The 588-nt window shown below is 64.1% G+C and carries 1 protein-coding gene; it reads left to right on the top strand.

What is annotated here, in order from left to right; translation table 11 throughout:
- On the top strand, positions 1–588 hold a 588-nt coding region (locus tag ACFWMR_RS07465), incomplete at both ends, for a tetratricopeptide repeat protein (RefSeq protein ID WP_378377795.1).

Genomic DNA, 588 nt, shown 5'->3' with positions numbered 1-588 from the left:
AGCAACCCGACACCTCCCACCATGGACTCGCCCTGAGCCTCAACAACCTCGCGGCCCAACTGGCTGGGCTGGAGCGGCACGAAGAAGCACTCGAGGTCGTTACCGAGGCCATCACCGTGTACCGGCGGCTAGCCAAGCAGCAACCCGACACCTCCCACCATGGACTCGCCCTGAGCCTCAACAACCTCGCGGCCCAACTGGCTGGGCTGGAGCGGCACGAAGAAGCACGCGAGGCCGTTACCGAGGCCATCACCGTGTACCGGCGGCTAGCCAAGCAGCAACCCGACACCTTCCAGGATGGACTCGCCCTGAGCCTGAGCTTTCTCGCGCTCCACCTCGGCATCCTGGGGCAGCACGAGGAAGCAATCGAGCCCATCACCGAGGCCATCACAATCCAACGTCAGCAAGCCGTGCAGCAACCGGGCACCTTCCAGGATGAACTCGCCTCCAGCCTGCACGGCCTCGCGCTCCACCTCGGCATCCTGGGGCGGTACGAGGAAGCAATCGAGCCCATCACCGAGGCCATCACAATCCGACGTCAGCAAGCCGTGCAGCAACCGGGTACGCATCTCGAAAGACTCAACGAGT

The organism is Amycolatopsis thailandensis, assembly GCF_042723255.1.
In the GTDB taxonomy this organism is placed as follows: Bacteria; Actinomycetota; Actinomycetes; order Mycobacteriales; family Pseudonocardiaceae; genus Amycolatopsis; species Amycolatopsis thailandensis.
Note: the sequence above shows the minus strand (reverse complement) of the source record. Positions and strands in the feature narration are given on the sequence as shown.